General features: G+C 62.5%; 16 protein-coding genes and 1 riboswitch. Of the genes, 3 read left to right on the top strand and 13 right to left on the bottom strand.

Annotated elements, in window-relative coordinates; translation table 11 throughout:
- Positions 1 to 71: 71 nt before the first annotated feature.
- From parC to BM321_RS18385, 9 genes are all read right to left on the bottom strand, one after another.
- Positions 72 to 2,336, bottom strand: a complete 2,265-nt coding sequence (gene parC, locus BM321_RS18425) for a DNA topoisomerase IV subunit A (RefSeq protein ID WP_092334359.1) — start codon at positions 2,334 to 2,336, stop codon at positions 72 to 74.
- Positions 2,337 to 2,346: 10 nt separating this feature from the next.
- A complete protein-coding gene (locus BM321_RS18420) occupies positions 2,347 to 2,868 on the bottom strand; it encodes a retropepsin-like aspartic protease family protein (protein WP_092443856.1) in 522 nt (173 codons plus the stop codon).
- Positions 2,865 to 3,851, bottom strand: a complete 987-nt coding sequence (locus tag BM321_RS18415; RefSeq protein WP_092443853.1) for an esterase-like activity of phytase family protein — start codon at positions 3,849 to 3,851, stop codon at positions 2,865 to 2,867. The genes BM321_RS18420 and BM321_RS18415 overlap by 4 nt, the downstream gene beginning before the upstream one ends.
- Complete coding sequence (parE, locus tag BM321_RS18410) at positions 3,851 to 5,755, bottom strand: DNA topoisomerase IV subunit B (RefSeq protein WP_092205339.1); 1,905 nt, start codon at positions 5,753 to 5,755, stop codon at positions 3,851 to 3,853. The genes BM321_RS18415 and parE overlap by 1 nt, the downstream gene beginning before the upstream one ends.
- 41 nt (positions 5,756 to 5,796) lie before the next feature.
- The gene (locus BM321_RS18405) at positions 5,797 to 6,405 is read right to left on the bottom strand and encodes a YqiA/YcfP family alpha/beta fold hydrolase (RefSeq protein ID WP_092443851.1); all 609 of its coding nucleotides are present in this window, start codon (positions 6,403 to 6,405) and stop codon (positions 5,797 to 5,799) included.
- A 519-nt stretch (positions 6,406 to 6,924) separates the two neighbouring features.
- Positions 6,925 to 7,284 carry a DUF6124 family protein gene (locus BM321_RS18400; protein WP_092443849.1) on the bottom strand — a complete coding sequence of 120 codons (360 nt, stop codon included), beginning with the start codon at positions 7,282 to 7,284 and terminating at the stop codon, positions 6,925 to 6,927.
- 758 nt (positions 7,285 to 8,042) lie between these two features.
- The gene (cpdA, locus tag BM321_RS18395; RefSeq protein ID WP_092443961.1) at positions 8,043 to 8,858 is read right to left on the bottom strand and encodes a 3',5'-cyclic-AMP phosphodiesterase; all 816 of its coding nucleotides are present in this window, start codon (positions 8,856 to 8,858) and stop codon (positions 8,043 to 8,045) included.
- A 99-nt stretch (positions 8,859 to 8,957) separates the two neighbouring features.
- A complete protein-coding gene (locus BM321_RS18390; protein WP_024618006.1) occupies positions 8,958 to 9,410 on the bottom strand; it encodes a DUF1249 domain-containing protein in 453 nt (150 codons plus the stop codon).
- The gene (locus tag BM321_RS18385) at positions 9,401 to 10,018 is read right to left on the bottom strand and encodes an NUDIX domain-containing protein (protein ID WP_072407133.1); all 618 of its coding nucleotides are present in this window, start codon (positions 10,016 to 10,018) and stop codon (positions 9,401 to 9,403) included. The genes BM321_RS18390 and BM321_RS18385 overlap by 10 nt, the downstream gene beginning before the upstream one ends.
- 214 nt (positions 10,019 to 10,232) lie before the next feature.
- Here BM321_RS18385 and BM321_RS18380 point away from each other — a divergent pair, with 214 nt between their 5' ends.
- Positions 10,233 to 10,976: a DUF3298 domain-containing protein gene (locus BM321_RS18380; RefSeq protein ID WP_092253031.1), complete on the top strand. Its 744-nt coding sequence runs from the start codon at positions 10,233 to 10,235 to the stop codon at positions 10,974 to 10,976.
- Here the strand turns inward: BM321_RS18380 and cytX are convergent.
- On the bottom strand, positions 10,945 to 12,237 hold the full coding sequence (gene cytX / locus BM321_RS18375) for a putative hydroxymethylpyrimidine transporter CytX (protein WP_092443847.1): 1,293 nt from the start codon (positions 12,235 to 12,237) through the stop codon (positions 10,945 to 10,947). The genes BM321_RS18380 and cytX overlap by 32 nt on opposite strands.
- A 168-nt stretch (positions 12,238 to 12,405) precedes the next feature.
- Positions 12,406 to 14,295, bottom strand: coding sequence for a phosphomethylpyrimidine synthase ThiC (thiC, locus tag BM321_RS18370; RefSeq protein WP_092443845.1), 1,890 nt, complete (start codon positions 14,293 to 14,295; stop codon positions 12,406 to 12,408).
- 160 nt (positions 14,296 to 14,455) lie between these two features.
- A riboswitch (TPP riboswitch) is annotated at positions 14,456 to 14,561 on the bottom strand.
- A gap of 157 nt (positions 14,562 to 14,718) precedes the next feature.
- On the opposite strand from thiC, the gene BM321_RS18365 reads away from it, so the two are divergent.
- Positions 14,719 to 16,158 (top strand): TolC family outer membrane protein, encoded by a 1,440-nt coding sequence (locus BM321_RS18365; RefSeq protein WP_092253037.1) that lies wholly within the window; start codon positions 14,719 to 14,721, stop codon positions 16,156 to 16,158.
- A 128-nt stretch (positions 16,159 to 16,286) separates the two neighbouring features.
- Here BM321_RS18365 and waaA read toward each other — a convergent pair whose 3' ends face one another.
- Complete coding sequence (gene waaA, locus BM321_RS18355; protein WP_092443841.1) at positions 16,287 to 17,567, bottom strand: lipid IV(A) 3-deoxy-D-manno-octulosonic acid transferase; 1,281 nt, start codon at positions 17,565 to 17,567, stop codon at positions 16,287 to 16,289.
- 22 nt (positions 17,568 to 17,589) lie between these two features.
- Entirely contained in the window at positions 17,590 to 18,480 is an 891-nt protein-coding gene (locus BM321_RS18350; protein WP_092443839.1) for a LysR family transcriptional regulator, read from the bottom strand.
- A 103-nt stretch (positions 18,481 to 18,583) separates the two neighbouring features.
- Here BM321_RS18350 and BM321_RS18345 point away from each other — a divergent pair, with 103 nt between their 5' ends.
- Complete coding sequence (locus BM321_RS18345; RefSeq protein WP_003197153.1) at positions 18,584 to 18,916, top strand: DMT family transporter; 333 nt, start codon at positions 18,584 to 18,586, stop codon at positions 18,914 to 18,916.
- Positions 18,917 to 19,299 lie beyond the last annotated feature (383 nt).

Raw genomic sequence — 19,299 nt, 5'->3', positions numbered from 1 at the left:
TATGCGCGCCGACTCCAGCGCGAAAGCACCGATCTGCGGCATTTAATCGCAGACCGAGCCCTCTACTACGCCTAATTGAGGTTTTCGACGAGCAGCGCATCGACCCGCTGAAATCCCCTCGGAAGCTTGTTACCCCGCCGACCGCGTTCACCCTTGTAGTGCTCCAGATCGTCCGCCTTCAACGAAAGCGTACGCTTTCCGGCCTGTAGCACAAGCGTGGCGCCCTCCGGCAACACTGCAATATCCGTGACATATTCCTCACGGCTGGCGACCCGTTCACCGGAAATACCGATAATCTTGTTGCCCTTGCCTTTGCCCAACTGCGGCAAGTCGCTGATCTTGAACACCAGCAAGCGACCTTCGGTGGTCACCGACGCCAGCCAGTTGCTCTCTCGATCGGCCACCGGACGCGGCGCAATCACCTTGGCGTTGTTCGGCAGGCTCAACAACGCCTTGCCCGCCTTGTTCTTGGCTTGCAGGTCCTCGCCCTTGACCACGAACCCGTAACCCGCGTCCGACGCAATGACGTACAGTCCATCATCATCAGGCATCAGCACACATTCAAAAGTTGCACCCGGTGGAGGCGTTAATCGACCGGTCAGCGGCTCGCCCTGGCCGCGAGCCGACGGCAAGGTATGCGCCGGCACCGAATAGCTGCGCCCGGTAGAGTCGACGAACACCGCAAACTGGTTGGAACGCCCGGCCGCCAAGGCCTTGAAACCGTCCCCGGCCTTGTAGGAAAGCCCCGTCGCATCAATATCATGACCCTTGGCGGAACGTACCCAACCTTTTTCCGACAGCACGACGGTGACTTTTTCGTTCGGCAGCAGATCGTGCTCAGTCAGGGCCTTGGCTTCGGCACGCTCGACGATCGGCGAGCGACGGTCATCGCCATAGGTTTCGGCGTCCTTGAGCAGCTCGGTGCGTACCAGCTTCTTGAGCTTGGCTTCACTGCCCAGCAAGGCTTGCAACTTGGCCTGTTCCTTGAGCAATTCATCCTGCTCGGCGCGCAGCTTCATTTCTTCCAAGCGCGCCAACTGCCGCAGGCGGGTGTCGAGGATGTAGTCGGCCTGGATTTCGCTCAGGTCAAAGCGGGCGATCAAGCTGGCCTTGGGGTGCTCCTCGGTGCGGATGATGTGAATCACTTCATCCAGGTTGAGGTAGGCAATCAGCAAGCCGTCCAACAGGTGCAGGCGGCGCTCGACCTTGTCCAGGCGGAATTGCAGGCGCCGGCGCACGGTCTTGACCCGGAACTCCAGCCATTCCACCAGCAATGCCCGCAGGTTTTTCAACTGCGGCTTGCCGTCCAGGCCGATGATGTTGATGTTGACCCGGTAGCTGGACTCCAGGTCGGTGCTGGCGAACAGGTGCTGCATCAGCGCGTCGTGGTCGACCCGGCTGTTGACCGGGATGATCACGATGCGGCATGGGTTTTCATGGTCAGACTCGTCGCGCAGGTCCGCCACTTGCGGCGCCTTCGACGGTTTTGCCTGCATCATCGCGGCAATCTGCTCCAGGACCTTGGCCCCGGAGACCTGATGCGGCAGCGCCGTGACAATGATGTCGCCGTCTTCGATGTGGTAAACGGCGCGCATGCGCACCGAACCGCGACCGGTCTCGTAGATCTTCACCAGGTCGGCGCGCGGGGTGATGATTTCGGCTTCGGTCGGATAGTCCGGCCCCTGGATATGCTCGCAGAGCTGTTCCACCGTGGCTTTTGGCTCGTCCAGCAGACGCACGCACGCCGTGGCCACTTCCCGCAGGTTGTGGGGCGGCACGTCGGTGGCCATGCCCACGGCGATACCGGTGGTGCCATTGAGGAGGATATTGGGCAAACGTGCTGGCAGAACCAGGGGTTCGTCGAGGGTGCCGTCGAAGTTCGGCCCCCAATCCGCGGTGCCCTGGCCCAGCTCGCTGAGCAGCACCTCGGAGTAGCGCGACAGCCGCGCCTCGGTGTAACGCATGGCTGCGAAGGACTTGGGATCGTCCGGCGCACCCCAGTTACCCTGGCCGTCCACCAGCGTGTAGCGATAGCTGAACGGCTGGGCCATCAGCACCATGGCCTCATAGCAGGCCGAGTCGCCGTGGGGGTGGAACTTGCCGAGCACGTCACCGACGGTACGCGCCGATTTCTTGTGCTTGGAATCCGCATCCAGCCCCAGCTCACTCATGGCATAGATGATCCGCCGCTGAACCGGCTTCAAACCGTCGCCGATGTGCGGCAAGGCACGGTCCATGATCACGTACATGGAGTAGTTGAGGTAGGCATTTTCGGTGAAGTCAGCCAGCGATCGGCGTTCTACGCCGTCTAAGCTGTCTGCAAGAATGTCGCTCATGCGGGCCTCATCAGTTCGTTGTCTGGCGCAGCAGCATGGTGCCGTCGCGCTGGGTAAATTCAAGTTTGTTCAAGGCGCTCATGCCCAGCAGCACTTGCGTGCCACCCAGGCCGGGCGCCACCAGGGCACGGACATCGCGCAAGACGATGTCGCCCAATTGCAGCCGGTCGACGCGGGTACGGTAGCCCTCGCTCACACCGTTGGCGGTGCTCAAGGTCACGCCGAACCCTTTTTCCAGTTTGAGGCGCTCGGCCAGCTCCACCGGGATCGCCACGTCAGTGGCACCGGTGTCGAGCATGAAGTCCACCGGCTGGCCGTTGATCTGGCCGCTGGCGACGAAATGCCCCTGTTGATTGCCGACCAGCTTCACCTCGATAAAACCTTCACCTTTTTGCGAATACACCTGGGTATTGGGGTTTTGCTGGCGCTGCTCCCATTGGGCAAAAAACCGCGTCGCCAGAAACAGCGCGGCGCACCAGGCCAGGATCATCAGCACCCGGCCGGCGCGCTTGCCCGGCACCTGTTGGCTCACGGCGAGGCACTCCAGCCACCCTCGGGCGCGGCGAAGCGCCAGACGATTGGCCGCTGTTCACCATCGGCCCGCTTGCCATCGTTGTTGTCCAGGCCGATCCAAGCCCCCTCGGCATCCACCACCAGCGCTTCGGCCAGCCCGTAGGCCTGGGGATAACGGCGGTTATCCTGCAACGCCTCGGCGGCGAACGACCAGCAACGCTCGACCTGGGCGGTCTGCGGGTCACGCCGGCAGATCTGATAGGCGTTGCGCTCCAGGGTAAACAGCTTGCCATTGAACAATGACAGGTCCGCGAAATCCCGCGGAACCGCCTTGGCCTTGGGGAACTGCGCCGGCTGCATCTCCCGCCCGGCTTCGCTCAGCAACACGCAATTGCCATCGCAGTCCCACACCGTCTGCTGACGCTTGATCAGCAGCAGGCCGCGACGTTCGCGCTCGGCCGCCAACCACAGCTGGTCACCGGCCGGGTTGATCGCCAAGCCTTCGAACAACGCATTGAAATGCAGCAACATGCCGCTGGCGCGGGCCTGGCGGATCAGGGTGGGGGCGATTTTCAACCAGGACGCGGGGCCCGACGGCGGCACCTGCAATACCGCGGCATGGGACTCACTGACCACATAACGGTTGCCGGCGCTGTCACAGCTGATGCCTTCGAAATCCAGCTCGCCACCGCGCAGGAACGACGCCGCCCAGGTCCGCGAGCTCAAGCCCCAGGGCAAACCGCTGTCCGGCACCTTCGGCACCTCGATTTCAACCACCTCGGCCTGCCAGACCGGCGCCTCGGAGGGTGCGAGGCGATAGATTCGGTCGTCGTCGCGATCGGACACCGTCCACATCTCGCCGCCGCACAGCGCCAGCCCGGACAGGTTGCCGCCGCGCATGCCATCGACGGCGTGCTCGGACAGCAGCTTCAGTTCTGGCGCAGGTCCTGCGACTACCGCCCCCGCCCACAGCCACAACGCCAGGGCGAAACCGTTGCGCATCAGGCCAGCACCTCGGCCAGGTCCCCTTTGGATTCGAGCCAGGACTTGCGGTCGCCGGCGCGCTTCTTCGCCAGCAACATGTCCATCATTTCCGAGGTCGCTTCGAAATCATCCAGGGTCAACTGCACCAGGCGGCGAGTGTTCGGATCCATGGTGGTTTCGCGCAACTGCGGCGGGTTCATCTCGCCCAGGCCCTTGAATCGGGTGACCTGCGGCTTGCCACGTTTCTTCTCCGCCACCAGGCGATCGAGGATACCGTCGCGCTCGGCCTCGTCCAGGGCGTAGTAGATTTCCTTGCCCAGGTCGATGCGGTACAGCGGCGGCATTGCCACGTAGACGTGACCGGCGTCCACCAACGGGCGGAAATGCTGGACGAACAAGGCGCAGAGCAACGTGGCGATGTGCAGGCCGTCGGAGTCGGCGTCGGCCAGGATACAGATCTTGCCGTAGCGCAGCTGGCTCATGTCCTCGGCGCCCGGGTCGACGCCGATGGCGACGGCGATGTTATGCACTTCCTGACTGGCCAGCACTTCGCTGCCGTCCACTTCCCAGGTGTTGAGGATCTTGCCCCGCAACGGCAGGATGGCCTGGAACTCTTTATCCCGCGCCTGTTTGGCCGAACCACCGGCGGAGTCACCTTCCACCAGGAACAGCTCGGAACGCATCGGGTCCTGCCCGGCGCAATCGGCCAGTTTGCCCGGCAAGGCCGGCCCCTGGGTGATGCGCTTGCGCTCGACCTTCTTGCTGGCCTTGAGACGACGGCCGGCGTTATTGATCGCCAGCTCCGCCAGGGCCAGGCCGGTTTCCGGGTTGGCATTGAGCCACAGGCTGAACGCATCCTTGACCACCCCGGAAACAAACGCCGCCGCCTCACGGGACGACAGGCGTTCCTTGGTCTGGCCGGAGAATTGCGGTTCCTGCATCTTCATCGACAGGACAAAGGCGATGCGTTCCCAAACGTCTTCCGGCGCCAGCTTCACGCCACGGGGCAGCAGGTTGCGGAACTCGCAGAACTCGCGCATGGCATCGAGCAGGCCCTGGCGCAAGCCGTTGACGTGGGTACCGCCCTGGGCCGTAGGGATCAGGTTGACGTAGCTTTCCTGGACGCTTTCGCCACCTTCGGGCAGCCACAGCAGCGCCCAGTCCACCGCTTCCTTGTTACCGGCCAGGCTGCCGCAGAACGGCTCGTTGGGCAGGCGCTCGAAATCGTTGACCGCGTCCACCAGGTAAGAGCGCAGGCCGTCTTCGTAATGCCACTCGACTTTCTCGCCGGTGGCCTTGTCCTCGAAACTGACCAGCAGCCCCGGGCACAACACGGCCTTGGCCTTGAGCACGTGCTTGAGGCGGGTCACGGAGAATTTCGGCGAATCGAAGTACTTCGGGTCCGGGGCGAAATACACACTGGTCCCGGTGTTGCGCTTGCCGACGGTGCCGACCACTTCCAGCTCGGTGGCCTTGTAGCCGTCGGCGAAGGTCATCTGGTATTCGTTGCCGTCACGCTTGACCCGCACCCGCACCTGGGTCGACAAGGCGTTGACCACGGAAATACCCACCCCGTGCAAACCGCCGGAGAACTGGTAGTTCTTGTTGGAAAACTTGCCGCCGGCGTGGAGCTTGGTGAGGATCAGCTCGACGCCCGACACACCCTCTTCCGGGTGTATGTCCACCGGCATGCCGCGACCGTCATCGCTGACTTCCAGCGAGTGATCGGCGTGCAGGATGACCTGCACCGACTTCGCATGCCCGGCCAAGGCTTCGTCGACACTGTTGTCGATGACTTCCTGGGCGAGGTGGTTCGGCCGACTGGTGTCGGTGTACATGCCGGGGCGCTTGCGCACCGGGTCGAGGCCCGAGAGGACTTCGATGGCGTCTGCGTTATAAGAGCTAGCGCTGGGAGTGGCCATGGGGTCTCGTCGTCAGTGTTCAATGAAAAAGGGGCGATGGCTCACAACGAGGTGAAGTCGATCGCCTGGTACAAATCGGCACCAATGCCGGCAAAACTCAACAGCGCCGGCAACTGCTGGGCAAACCCTTGGAAACTGTGGTCGCCGCCGGCCTGGATGCGCAAGGCACAGGCGCGGTAATACTGCTGGGCGTGGCGATAATCCAGCGTTTCGTCACCGGTTTGCAACCATACCTGATACCGCTGCGGATCCCGGGGCGCCGGCACTTCCAGCTCGGCCAGGGCCGTCACGTGGTCGTGGGTCAATTCCCAGGTTTCGTCGGTATACAAGTTCTTCTGCGTACCCAGGTAACCGTCGAACATCCGATGCGGGCTGACGGCCGGGTTGACCAACAGGGCCTTGAGGCCGTGGCGCTCGGCCAAGTGAGTCGCATAGTAGCCGCCGAGCGAGCTGCCGACTAGCAGCGGCCGCCCCAGTTGTGCAATCGCCTGTTCCAGCTGACCGATGGCTTGGCGGGGGTGGTGGTGCAGGGCTGGGACTTGTAGGTGGCCGCTCAGGCCCAATTGCGCCATTACTTTGATCAACTGACTGGCTTTGGTCGACGCGGGGGCGCTGTTGAAGCCGTGGATATAAAGGATAGAACCCGCCATTGCCGACTCCCTGGGTGTGGGGCAAAGGCCGGAGTTTACAGGGAGATTGAAGGGGTTTGGGTGTTTTAACACCGTTCCCAAGTCGCCCATTGGCCTTTGTGGCGAGGGAGCTTGCTCCCGCTGGGCTACGCAGTAGCCCCTAAACCTATGGACGGGGTACATATCCATTGCTGCGGTAACGGCGGCTTATGGTTCCGCTCTTACAGCGGCTCACTTTTGAAAAGCGCAAAAGTAAGCAAAACGCTTTATGCCCCACCACTCGGCACCTCGCCTAGGCTCGGTGTGCCCTCACTCCGGCATTGCTCCGTGGGCCCGCTGCGAAGGGCCATCCATGGCCCAGCGCAGCTATCCCGGCATCCATGCCGGGATGCCCACTCCACAATGCCTGCGTTCGGCCAGCGTGGTTAACGGGGCGCCGAGATCAACGTCCGACGCGAGGCGGCCTGAGAGCCGACCTGGCTTAGGGTGATCGCGTTTCTCCAGTGGGAGCGGGCTTGCTCGCTTTTGCGCGCGGTGTGGTCAGGGTTGTGTATTGACGTTGTCCAGCATCCGATTCGCCAACAAGGCGCCCAGCTCGATCAGTTGCTGAATGCCAAGGGCAACATGGCGTCGCGAGCCTTTCAGGTCGAATGCAAGGTCGCTGACCATGGCATCGGCTGAGGCCAGGGTTTCGCTGAGGTTGGCCAGTAGGCTTTCGGTGTCGACGCCGTCCACGACGGTGAACAGTTGACCTGAGGGCTTTTTCTTTTTGGCTTGAGGTTTGGGGTCGAGATAGTGGTCGATAACGCGCTTGGCGGCTTCATCAAGTATCGGGGGATTCTGGCTGGCTTCGGGAGAAATGGAATCGTTTTTTGTTGGCCCAGAGTTATCTTCAGACATGTTGGCGCTCCATTAGGATTGAAATAAAGCTCCTTTTTTTTTCAGGTTTCCAGGCCTGGCCGCTGAATTTTCAGCGACAGGAAAAGGTTAGCGACAGCCCTTCCCACCCGGCAACCGCCAGGGCTCGTCGGAAAAATCTGCTTGAACCAGGAAGGGCGTCCGACCATTCCCACAAAGCTTGGTCGGCTGCCAGGCCGCCATCGCGAGCAAGCTCGCTCCCACACAGGTTTTTGGTCGTTTATAAGATCAGTGTCCACCGCCGATCCCGGTGGGAGCCGAGCTTGCTCGCGATAGCGGTGGGTCTGCTTGCATCAATGCTGAATGTACCGCCGCCTTCGCGAGCAGGCTCGCTCCCACGGGGGAAACGCGGTCCCCATCAAGAACCAGGCCGGCTATAAGGCCGCCTCGCGGCGGACGTTGATCTCGGCGCCCCGTTAACCACGATGGCCGAACGCAGGCATTGCGCAGTGGGCATCCCGGCATGGATGCCGGGATAGCCGCGCTGGGCCATGGATGGCCCTTCGCGGCGGGCCCACGGAGCAATGCCGGAGTGAGGGCATGCCGAGCCTAGGCGAGGCACCGAGTGGTGGGGCATAAAGCGTTTTGCTTACTTTTGCGCTTTTCAAAAGTGAGCCGCTGTAAGAGCGGAACCCTAAGTGGCCGTTACCGCAGCAATGGATATGTACGCAGTCAACAAGAGCATGGCCGGCTGCCAGGCCGCTATCGCGAGCAAGCTCGCTCCCACAGTTGGGCCGAACTCAGTACCCGTTGGACTCATAGTCCGGAGTAAAAGCAAACCCAACCACCCGCTCAACCCCCGTCTCCAACCGCCCATCCGGCCAAAGCCGCAACCACCGATACCCCGGCGCCTGCGAGCCCACCGCAAAATCCTCACTCCCAGGCTCAAACTGAATACAGGTCGAAGGCGAAGCCAACAAACGAACCCCCTCGCGCACCCGATCGACCTCCTGGTGCACATGCCCCCAGAGTACCGCCCGCACCTGTGGAAACCGATCCAGCACCGCAAACAACGCCTCCGGATTACGCAACCCAATCGGCTCCATCCACGCACACCCAATCGAAACAGGATGATGGTGCAGACACACCAGATGATGCCGCTCCGGCGCCTCGCTCAGCGCATTGGCCAACAGAATCAACTGCTCCTCGGCCAAAAACCCCGGCACCGAACCCGGCACGGCCGAGTCCAGCATCGTCACCCGCCAATTGCCGATGTCCACCACCGGATCGAGCAACGTACTCTTGACCGCCGCCTTGAGCATCACCCGCGGCTCGTCATGGTTGCCGGGAATCCACCGCGCCGGCGCATCGATTCGGGCAGTCAACTGCCGAAACGCCGCGTAGGACTCCAGCGTGCCGTCCTGGGACAGATCCCCCGTGGCGAGCATCAGGTCAATGTCCGGCTGCTGCTCGAGCACCAGGTCGATGACCGCCCGCAAACTGTCACGGGTATTCATGCCCAGCAACGAGGCATCGGCCTCGGCGAACAAATGGCTATCGGACAGTTGGACCAACAACGCCGCGTCGGCAGTGGTCAAGCTGGATACGCTCGGCAAATCGCTTTCTCCCAGGCGCAATCACGCCGTTGCATGAAGCCGCAATTATGCTGGGGGACGATCGAAAGGGGAAACCCGCGAACCGGAACCGGTTCACAACTACCGAACGACTTCGAACTCGTGGCCCAGCGCCAGGCAATGACTCAGCCACTCGCCCAGGAACAGGTTCAACTGGGCCTTTTCATCCGGCTGGTGCATCGAGGCATTGGGATAAGGATAGATGCCACGAAAGCGTCGTGCATGTTCGGCGCTGACGACTTCGGCCATGCGCGCATCGTGATAGACCTGCACTTCCAACTGCGGCACCGGCAACCAGGGCAGGCTGTGCTCCTGGCGCACCTGCAAGGTGGTGGTGTAGGGACAGGTCTGCAGCACTTCCAAGGCCAGCACGCCGAGCATCTGGTCGCCGTGGGTCACGGCGATGCGGCGCGGCAACGGGTCGTTGCGCATGTCCGGCAACAAGCGCATCAGGCGGGCGTAATTGGCCTCGCAGGCGGCCTGCAACCCCACCAGATCGACGCGATAGCGGTCGCGCAGCTTGTTCAGGACCATAGCCCCCTCACTTCATCGCGATTCAAGGCCAGCCATTGCAAGGCAATGATGCTGGCCGCGTTGCAGATACGCCCGTCGCGCACGGCTTGCAAGGCATCTTCGTAGGCCCAGACCTTCACCCGAATGTCCTCGGCCTCTTCCAGAAGGCCATGCAGGCCGCCTGCCCCCGTGCTGTCGCAACGCCCCAAGAACAAATGTACGAACTCATTGCTGCCGCCTGGCGATGGAAAATACTGAGTCATCGGCCAAAGCGCAGCGAAGACAAGCCCAGCTTCCTCCTGCGCTTCGCGATGAGCAACTTCTTCCGGTTGCTCATCCTTGTCGATCAAGCCGGCCACCAGTTCCACCAGCCAGGGGTTGGTGGTCTTGCCAATGGCCCCCACGCGAAACTGCTCGATCAACACCACTTCATCGCGCTGCGGGTCGTAGGGCAGCACGCACACCGCGTCATGGCGCACGAACAGTTCACGGCTGATCTCACGGCTCATGCCACCGGCAAACAACTCGTGGCGCAAGACGAGGCGGTCGAGCTTATAGAAACCCTTGAAGCAGGTTTCACGCTTGACGATGTCCACGGTGTTCGGTGTGGCGTTGGCGAAGTCGGTCATGACAATCCTCGTGTGCAATGGATCAATACGAGGTTCCAACCTCGGCTTCGCGCCATCCTAACGCGCCCGTACCCTTTGATGCAGCCCCTTTCCGGTGATCGGGATGGACGGCTGCGCTGAAAATCACTCTAATGAGCTTAGTGGCGAACTGATTGCCTTGCCGACAGTCGAAGCGGGTAACTTTTTGCCTTTCCGTGTTTCATGAAGGACGCCCATGTCGCTTTTCAAAACCGCCTCCGTGGCTGCCATTGCCCTGACCCTGGGCGCTTGCCAAAGCCTGTTCCAACCCAACTATCGCGCACCGCTGGAGACCACCCGCGACGCTTCGGAACAACTGCAACCCGGCTGCGCCAGCGCCGACTGCCCATTGGTGAACATCGATACCCTGCACTTTCCCACCGAGCCTGCCTTGGACGGCATCGTCGAAAAACGCCTGCTGCAAATGACCCGCACCCCGGACGCCCCGGCGGCACCGACGCTGGCGGCCTACCGCGAACAGTTTTTGCGCAACGCCGCACCGCGCAACAGCAGCTATTTGCAGGCCAAGGTACGCGAGCAACATGACGGCCTGGTGATCATCGAATTGTCCAGCTACCTGGACACCGGCGGTGCCCACGGCACGCCAGGGCGCGGCTTCATCAACTATTCGCGCCAGCAGCACAAGGTGCTGACCCTGTCGGACATGCTGCTGCCAGGCCAGGAAGAAGCCTTCTGGAAAGCCGCCCAGGTCGCCCACAACAGTTGGCTGATCAGCACCAAGCTGGATCAGGAGCCCGAGTTCCTGAAACAGTGGTCCTTCCAGAAAACCCCGCACGTGGCGCTGACCTACGGCGGGGTGATCCTCAAGTACGAAGTGAGCACCATCGCGCCGTACGCCCTGGGTCACATCGAACTGAAGATCGCCTATCCCCGCCTCAATGGCATCCTCAAGCCCGAGCTGTTCCCCGGCCGTAGCTGAAAGCCCGACCCAACAGCAGTTGCAGCAACCCTGCCAGAACCAGCGACGGCAGGGTTGCACCGACATCCGGATAGAGGTTGGCCAGCACGTGATAAGTGCTCACTCCACCCAGCCAGGCCAACAGGGCCGGCCAGCGCAACGCGGCTGACACCACTTGGCTGCTGCGCTTGCGCAGGATGAAGTGGTCCACCAGCACCACGCCGAACAGCGGCGCGAACACCGAGCCGATCAGCAACAGGAAGTTCTGGTATTGCGCCAACGGTGCGAAGCAGGCGATCAAGGTGCAGATGACGCCAATCGCCAAGGCCAGGTGCTCGACCTTCAACCCCGACAGCATGCCGCTGGACACTGCCGCCGAGTGGATGTCGGCGAAGGCGTTTTCCGACTCGTCCAGCAGAATCAGCAACAACGGAATGCCCAGCCCGGCACCGGCCAGGGCCAGCAGCAACGCGTTGACTTCACCGCTCGGCGCGAAGGCCAGGGTGTAGGCCACGCCCAGACTCATCAGCCAGAAATTACCGATGAAGAAACCCACGGCAGTGCCGCCGAAAACGTTTTTGGCGCGCTGGCCGAAACGCGAGTAGTCGGCGATCAGCGGCAACCACGACAGCGGCATGGCAATGGCGATGTCGAACCCCACCGCCAGCGGCATCGAGCCATCGCCTGCCTGGGCCCACAGCGCCGCCAGGTCAGCCTTGGCAAACAGGTTCCAGGTCAACCAGAGGCAGGCCGCCAGCAGCAGCCAGATGCCCCATTTGCGCAGGACCTTGCGCACAAAGGTCAACGGCCCGCTCACGGCAAGCAGGGTCGCCAGGGCGCCGAAGAACAGCGTCCACAGCAACGGGTTCGAACCCAGGCTGCCTTCGCTGAAGGCTCGGGCACCGAGCAGGCTGGCGGCATCGCGCATGACGATGATTTCGAACGAGCCCCAGCCGATCAATTGCAGCAAGTTCAATACCGCCGGCACGCTCGCGCCCTGGGTGCCGAGGCTGAGCTTGAGGGCGGCCATGGCCGACAGGCCAGTGTCACTGCCGATCACCCCGACCGCCGCCAGCAGCAGGACGCCCACCAGCGTGCCGAGGAAGATGGCCAGCAACGAACCGCTCAGGCCCAGGCCCGGCGCGAGCAAGGCACCGACCTGCAAGACCATCAGGCCGATGCCGAGGGAGAACCACAGGGAAAACAGATCGCGGGCGCCGAAGACGCGTTTGTCCAGGGGCACGGCGGTGTCTGGGGAGTAGGTGCTGGGTTGGATGTTCAAGAGTGTTATCTCAGATGGATATTTGTTGTTTTTTAGCCACTATCGCGAGCAAGCTCGCTCCCACAAGGGATCACAGGTGCACACGGATTTTGTGTCCACAGTGGATCCCCTGTGGGAGCGAGCTTGCTCGCGATGAGGGCAGTGAAAACACCGCCCCCTCAGCTCACATCACACTTTCTTGTAAAGCTGACTACCTTCCTTCTTGAACCGCTCCGCCTGCTCCGCCAAGCCTTGGGCGACATCGACATCCACCGCTTCAATGCGCTGGTTGGCGGCGTACTCGCGCACTTCCTGGGTGATTTTCATCGAGCAGAATTTCGGCCCGCACATCGAGCAGAAATGCGCCACCTTGGCCGAGTCCTTCGGCAGGGTTTCGTCGTGGTACGAACGGGCCGTGTCCGGGTCCAGGCCGAGGTTGAACTGGTCTTCCCAGCGAAACTCGAAACGCGCCTTGCTCAAGGCGTTGTCACGGATCTGCGCGCCCGGGTGGCCCTTGGCAAGGTCGGCCGCGTGGGCGGCGATCTTGTAGGTGATGATCCCGGTCTTCACGTCATCCTTGTTCGGCAAGCCGAGGTGTTCCTTCGGCGTGACGTAGCAGAGCATGGCGCAACCGAACCAGCCGATCATCGCCGCACCGATGCCGGAAGTGATGTGATCGTAACCCGGCGCGATGTCGGTGGTCAGTGGGCCGAGGGTGTAGAACGGCGCTTCGTCGCAGCACTCGAGCTGCTTGTCCATGTTCTCCTTGATCAACTGCATCGGCACGTGGCCGGGGCCTTCGATCATGCATTGCACATCGTGCTTCCAGGCGATCTTGGTCAGCTCGCCGAGGGTTTCCAGCTCGCCGAACTGCGCTTCGTCGTTGGCGTCGGCAATCGAGCCCGGACGCAGGCCATCGCCCAGCGAGAAGCTGACGTCGTAGGCCTTCATGATTTCGCAGATGTCTTCGAAGTGGGTGTAGAGGAAGTTTTCTTTATGGTGCGCCAGGCACCACTTGGCCATGATCGAACCGCCACGGCTGACGATGCCGGTGACACGCTTGGCGGTCATCGGCACATAGCGCAGCAACACGCCGGCGTGGATGGTGAAATAGTCGACGCCCTGCTCGGCCTGCTCGATCAACGTGTCGCGGAACAGCTCCCAGGTCAGGTCTTCGGCCACGCCGCCGACTTTTTCCAGGGCCTGGTAGATCGGCACGGTGCCGATCGGCACCGGCGAGTTGCGGATGATCCACTCGCGGGTTTCATGGATGTGCTTGCCGGTGGACAGGTCCATGACCGTGTCCGACCCCCAGCGGATGCCCCAGGTCAGCTTCGCCACTTCTTCTTCGATGGACGAACCCAGCGCGCTGTTGCCGATGTTGCCGTTGATCTTCACCAGGAAGTTACGGCCGATGATCATCGGTTCCAGTTCGGTGTGGTTGATGTTGGCCGGGATGATCGCGCGGCCGCGGGCGATTTCATCGCGCACGAATTCCGGGGTGATGACTTTCGGCACGCTGGCGCCGAAGCTGTGGCCGGCGTGTTGCTGGTCCAGCAGGCCGGCGGCGCGGGCCACTTCCAGCTTCATGTTTTCGCGGATGGCGACGTATTCCATCTCGGCGGTGATGATGCCTTTGCGCGCGTAGTGCATCTGGCTGACGTTGGCGCCCGGCTTGGCACGACGCGGGTTGTTCACGTGGGCAAAGCGCAGCTTGGTCAGCTCGGGGTCGGCCAGGCGTTCCTGACCGAAGTTGGAGCTCAGGCCCGCCAGGCGTTCGGTGTCGCCACGGGCTTCGATCCACGAAGAGCGCACGTCGGCCAGGCCTTTGCGCACATCGATGATCACGTTCGGGTCGGTGTACGGACCCGACGTGTCGTACACCACCACCGGCGCGTTGATCTCGCCGCCAAAGTCGGTGGGGGTCACGTCGAGGCTGATTTCGCGCATGGGCACGCGGATATCCGGGCGGCTGCCCTGGACATAGATTTTTTGCGAGCGGGTAAAGGGCTGGACCGATTGCTCATCGACCTTGGCCGAATCACTGAGGTTGGTCGCGTTTTTTGCTTTTGTCGTCATCACGGGCTCTCCAGACACACATCCAGGCAGTGGATTTTTGTCGGAGCGAACCTGTAACGAATGGACGCACCCAGCACGAAAGTGCGGACGCTGTGCTTGCTGCTCGAGTGCGTTCAATGGTCGAACGACATCCCGGACGAAGCACAAGAGGACTCGCCAGGTGACGAGAAATCTTGTTCCCTACGCAGGCGTTAACCTGATCAGGTTCAACGGGATCCGAAATTATTCGATCTCAGCCTCATAGCAAGGCACCCCGACAAGAACCCGGCCAGTCTAGACATAACCACCACAGAACGCCATCACCCGGGCAAAAGGCGTGATGAATGGCGTATATACAGGATTGTTGCCGTGCGCGGGCGCAACTACACTCGCTACGCCGCGCGCCTCTTGTGCGCACTCAATTCGTGAATTAGGGATTGCCTCATGCTGCGCAAACTTTCACTGGCCCTCGCCGTGTCTTGTGCGTCCAATGGAATGGCCTGGGCTGCCGAAGCGCCCCTGACCACCAAAACCGATCTGGTGAGCGTCTATCAGGAAGCGGTGGACAATAACGCCGACCTGGCGGCCGCCCGCGCCCAATACGGTGCCCAGAAGGAGGTGGTGCCCCAGGCCCGTGCCGGGTTGCTGCCGAACCTGTCCGGCGGTGCGGAAGTCGCCAATGTGCGCACCGATATCGACCAGCCTGCCGCGGTCGCCAACCGCAGCGCCCGCTCCTACCAGGCCACGCTGTCCCAACCCTTGTTCCGTGCCGATCGCTGGTTCCAGTTCCAGGCCGCCAAGTCGGTGAATGAACAGGCCGCACTGCAACTGTCGGCCACCGAGCAGAACATGATCCTGCAAAGCGCCGAGAGCTACTTCAACGTGCTGCGCAGCCAGGACAACCTGGCTTCGACCAAGGCCGAGGAAGCCGCGTTCAAGCGCCAGCTCGACCAGTCCAACGAACGCTTCGACGTCGGCCTGTCGGACAAGACCGACGTGCTGCAATCCCAGGCCAGCTACGACACCGCACGCGCCAACCGGATCCTCGCCCAGCGCCAGGTCGAGGACGCGTTCGAAGCGCTGATCACCCTGACCAACCGCCAGTACAACTCGCTCCAGGGCATCGTCCACACCCTGCCGATCCTGCCGCCGACGCCGAACGACGCCAAGGCCTGGGTCGATACCGCGGCCAAGCAGAACCTCAACCTGCTGGCCAGCAACTACGCGGTCGATGCCGCCGAAGACACTTTGCGCCAGCGCAAGGCCGGGCATGCGCCGACCCTGGACGCCGTGGCGAGATATGAAAAAGGTGACAACGACGCCCTGGGCTTCAGCAACCCGAACGCATTCGGTCGCGCCTACAGCGGCGACGTAGAGCAACGCACGCTGGCCCTGCAATTGAACATACCGATTTTCAGCGGCGGGCTGACAAGCTCCCAGGTGCGCGAGTCCTACTCGCAGCTCACCCAGACCGAACAGCAGCGCGAAGGCCTGCGCCGGCAGGTGGTGGAGAACACCCGTAACCTGCACCGCGCGGTGAACACCGATGTGGAGCAGGTCCAGGCCCGGCGCCAGTCGATCATCTCCAACCAGAGCGCGGTGGAAGCCACGGAAATCGGCTATCAGGTGGGCACTCGCAACATCGTCGATGTGCTCGATGCCCAGCGCCAGCTGTACACCTCGGTGCGCAACTACAACAACGCCCGCTACGACTACATCCTCGACAACCTGCGTCTGAAGCAAGCGGCCGGGACGTTGAGCCCGGCGGACCTGCAGGACCTGTCGCGCTACCTCAAGCCCGACTACAACCCCGACCGCGACTTCCTGCCGCCGGACCTGGCCCAGGCAGCGGCGCAGCAGTTGCGCTCGCGGCCGGCGCAATAACGACGATAGCCTTGATGCTGATCGTTCCCACGCTCTGCGTGGGAATGCCTCCACGGACGCTCCGCGTTCGGCTCTGAAAGGGACGCAGAGCGTCCCGGGCTGCATTCCCACGCAAAGCGTGGGAACGATCACCGTCCAGCGAGCAACCGCCCCAACCCCTCCAGCAACCGCTGCAACGCGCCCTGGTTGGTGCGCATCACCTTCAGCCCTGCCTCGGCCATGCGCTGGGCGTCGCGGGGCAGTTCGAACAGACGCTGCACCGCCAAGGCCAGGCTCTGGGCATCGTCGACTTCCTGCAACGCCCCGGCGGCGCGCAGTTGCGCGGCGATTTCGAGGAAGTTGAACAGGTGCGGTCCACTGAGCACTGGTTTCGCCAGGGCCGCCGGTTCGAGCAGGTTATGCCCACCGTTGGGCACCAGGCTGCCACCGACAAACGCGCTGTCGGCCAATGCGTAGAGAAACAGCAGTTCGCCCATGGTGTCGCCCAGCAACACTGACGTCTGGGCGGTGACCGGTTGTGCACTGGAGCGCCGGACCGTGGCGAAGCCTTGGCTTTCGCACAACTGGTGCACGGCGTCGAAACGCTCGGGATGACGCGGCACCAGGATCAGCAACGCATCGGGATAGCTATCGAGCAACCGACGGTGGGCGGCCAGCACCACTTCGTCCTCGCCTTCATGGGTACTGGCGGCGATCCAGACCGGGCGCTCCGTGGCTTGCCACTGGCGGCGCAAGGCGCTGGCGTCTTCGAGCAGTTGCGGGTCGATGGTCAGGTCGAACTTGATCGAGCCGGTGACTTCGACGGTTTCCGCCCGGGCGCCCAATTGGCGAAAACGCTCGGCTTCGGCCTCGGTCTGCACGGCGAACAGGCTCATCTCGGCGAGCATGGGCCGGGTGAGCTTGGGAAAGCGTGCATAACCCCGCGCCGAACGCTCCGACAACCGCGCATTGGCCAGGGCCACGGGAACGCCGCGCCTGGCGCATTGGTGAATGTGATTGGGCCACAGCTCGGTTTCCATGATCACCGCCAGGACCGGGCGGACCCGGTCGAGAAAACGCTTGGCGGCACAGGGCAAGTCGTAAGGCAGATAACAGTGCTGAATGCGCGGCTCGCTGGCGAACATCGCCTGGATCCTTTCCGAGCCGGTGGGCGTCATGCAGGTGACGGTGATGGGCAGCTGTGGATAACGTTGCAGCAAGGCGCGGATCATCGGCGCGGCGGCAATGCTCTCACCCACCGACACCGAATGCACCCAGATCCCCCCCGGCACCAGGGTCGGCAGGCCCCAGGAAAAACGCTCGCCGATGCGCCGGGCATACGCTGGCGCCTTGCGGGCCCGCAACCACAGCCGAATCGCTACCAGTGGCAGCCCCAGATAAAACAACGCGCTATAGAGAGTTCTGTTCATGGCGGCGGAGTTTATCGGTTTTTCAGCCGATCGCCTGCAACTGCACGGCAAAACGTTCCGCCAGCCAACGGGCCGCCGGCCCCAGGGGTTCGTCGCGGCGCCAGACCAGTTCCACCACCAGGGCCGGCGGGGTCCATTCGCTGCTGAGTTCGACCATGTCCCCCAGGTACGCCGGGTATTGCACCACGTGCCGTGGCAGCCAGGCCCAGCCCAGGCCACTCCTCAGCCACTCGGCCAACACATAGAAACTGTCGGCCCGCCAGACCTGCGGGCTGGCCTGCTCGCTGCCGGGATAGACACTGGACTGGGTCGCCATCAACAACTGGCGGTGCCGGGCCATTTCCCGGCAGGTCACATAAGCATGGTTCGCCAGGGGGTGGCCCCGGCCGCACACCGTGACCATTTCGACGCTGCCCAGTACCCGGCGCTCCAGCGCCTCAGGGATCTGCTCGTGATAGAACAGCAAGCCGAGGTCGGCACGCCGCTCCACCAGTTTGCGCGCCACGTCACCCTGGGCAGCGCTGGCCAGTTGCACTTCGAGGGTGGGAAATTGCTCGGCCAGGGCCGCCAGGCTGTCGATGACCGGTTGATAGGGCATGGCTTCATCCTGGGCCAGGCGCAGCGACGCTTCCTGCCCGCGCATCAAGGCCAGGGCCCGACCGTTGAGGCGCTCGCACTGGCGCAGCACTTCCCTGGCTTCTTCGAGCAGGGCTTCACCCGCGTCGGTGAGCCTGGGCTGACGCCCGCTGCTGCGCTCGAACAGGCTCACCCCCAAGTCGTCCTCCAGCAAGGCGATCGCGCTGCTGATGGCCGATTGCGCCTTGCGCTGGTCCCGGGCCACGGCGGAAAACGAACGTTTCTCGGCGACCCCGACAAACAGCCGCAATTGCTCCAGGTTCCACTGTACGTTCATGGGTCAACCTATCTCTATTACAGATAGGTAATGACTTTACCGCATCTGGGCGGTCTCTAGAATGGCCCCATCGAAAGACGCCACCGTCAAAGAGGAACCGCCCATGAACGCCTACTACTACCTGGCCATCGCCATCTGCGCCGAAGTGATCGCCACTGTTTCGATGAAAGCGATCAAGGGCCTGAGCACCCCCCTGCCCTTGCTGCTGGTCATCGTCGGCTACGGCACCGCGTTCTGGATGCTGACGCTGGTGGTGCGCACCGTACCGGTGGGCGTGGCCTATGCGGTCTGGGCCGGGCTTGGGATCGTCATGGTCAGCGTGGCGGCGTTGTTCATCTACGGGCAGAAACTGGACGTGCCAGCGATGCTGGGGATGGCGCTGATTGTGTTGGGGGTGGTGGTGATCCAGCTGTTCTCCAAGACCGCCGGGCACTGAAAATACACTGATCATTAATTGGAATACCTTGTGGCGAGGGAGATCCCGCCGCGTCTTCGACGCTGCGCTGTCGCGCAGCAAACAGGGATCCCTCTACAGTTGAAGAACGCGCGCGGGGCAAAGGCCGTAACCAGCACTGGTGTGACAGCACCCGAGAGGGAGAGTGGCCTGCACGGTATCGGCGTGGAGTCGTTGATGGCACGGCCAGGCCGTGACCTCGTATAAGAGAGTGAATCCTTTCGCCACCGTGTACCCCGCGCGCGTCATTCAATCCTGCGAGGAATTGTCATGGCGCGCAAGAACCAAAAGCGTTTTGAGATTATCCATCATCACTGTGCCGGTATTGACGTGGGAAGCCGTGAGCATTGGGTCGCTGTAAACCC

Origin of the sequence: Pseudomonas sp. NFIX10 (genome assembly GCF_900111955.1) — a bacterium.
Taxonomy (GTDB): domain Bacteria; phylum Pseudomonadota; class Gammaproteobacteria; order Pseudomonadales; family Pseudomonadaceae; genus Aquipseudomonas; species Aquipseudomonas fluorescens_AA.
Note: the sequence above shows the minus strand (reverse complement) of the source record. Positions and strands in the feature narration are given on the sequence as shown.